Origin of the sequence: Rhodopirellula sp. UBA1907, from assembly GCF_002337565.1 — a bacterium.
Classification (GTDB): domain Bacteria; phylum Planctomycetota; class Planctomycetia; order Pirellulales; family Pirellulaceae; genus Rhodopirellula; species Rhodopirellula europaea.
Map to the genome: position 1 here is coordinate 1 of NZ_DDGH01000083.1, position 1,223 is coordinate 1,223.

The 1,223-nt window shown below is 54.4% G+C and carries 2 protein-coding genes; one reads left to right on the forward strand and one right to left on the reverse strand.

Annotated features, from left to right (window positions below):
- The coding region (locus tag B2R17_RS17455) for a tetratricopeptide repeat protein (RefSeq protein ID WP_286764993.1) at window positions 1–894 on the reverse strand (894 nt) is incomplete at its 3' end.
- 114 nt (window positions 895–1,008) lie between these two features.
- Here B2R17_RS17455 and B2R17_RS17460 point away from each other — a divergent pair.
- On the forward strand, window positions 1,009–1,223 hold a 215-nt coding region (locus B2R17_RS17460), incomplete at its 3' end, for an AAA family ATPase (protein ID WP_414707356.1).

The window sequence follows — 1,223 nt, forward strand, 5'->3', positions numbered from 1 at the left end:
GCCATCTTCGATCCGATTGCGAACGTCCGTGTGAAGCCAACTCCCTGGTCGCAGGCGGGCAAGAATTTTCTCCAGATCTTTTGTCGCTTCTTCCGGTTCGCCCAACCGCCGTCGCAGTTCGGCAGCTTCCACCGCAAACGCAATCTTGTCGTCTTCATCGCGGCTGTTTTTCGATAGTGCTACAAAGCGAGCGAGTGCTTCTTCGAGATTCCCTTCTTCGGCGAGTGCTCGAGCAATTTGGCCCCCGACGCGGGCATCCCGCGGGAACATCGCTTCGAGTTGTTTCCAAACTGCGAATGCTTTTTCGTTTTGTCCTGCACGCCCATAGATCCGACCTAACTCAGTGAAAATCGGCACCGCCTCATTGCGTGCGGGACCGCGGTCGATTGCGCGTTGAATTGCCGCGGCCGCCCGTTCGTTTTCGCCAACCGCGAGCAAAGATTTACCGAGATAGAAACTGCAGGCCGCTTCGTCGGGCAAACGTTTTTCTGCCTTCGAGAATGCTTCCACAGCGAGCGCTGACTTACCGCGTTGAGCTTGGATCAGCCCTAAGACCATCGCCTTTTCACCGGCTGACGGCGCATCATCATCGACGTCCAACGATTCGATCAGTTGATCAAGCGAACCGTTCTGAACGTGATACCCATAGACTCGATCCAGGGCGGTACCAGGACGAGGCCGACGTAATAAGACTTGAAAGAACCGGTCCGCGGTCACGCGTTCTCTATCAGTCTCACCGACCTCTTGAGCAGAGGATGGCAAACACAGCAATCCGCCTCCAAGTAAGAAGACTAACAGAGGACCAAAGCAGAAGATCCGAACTGAACGGCAGTGAATCACGGCAACCTCGACGTCAAAGCGGAAGTCGAACCAAGCAAGCAGAAGAATCCTCACTGTAGAGCTCGGCGCCGCGCGATGCAATTCTCGACACCCCCCACCTCACATTTTCTGGTATTCTGCTTCAGACCTTCCAAACGATTGCTGCGATGGCGAACCTTTAGGAACAACATGAGTGAATCGATTGACAACGAGTTGCGTGACCGGCTCGAACAATTCCGTGGGGATTTTGGTCGACTTCGTGAAGAAGTCTCCAAACGCATCGTCGGTCAACAACCAATTGTTGACGGGGTACTGACATCTTTGATCGCGGGTGGCCATGTGTTGCTGGAAGGCGTGCCTGGCCTAGGAAAAACACTCTTGGTTCGAACGTTGTCGGACGTCTT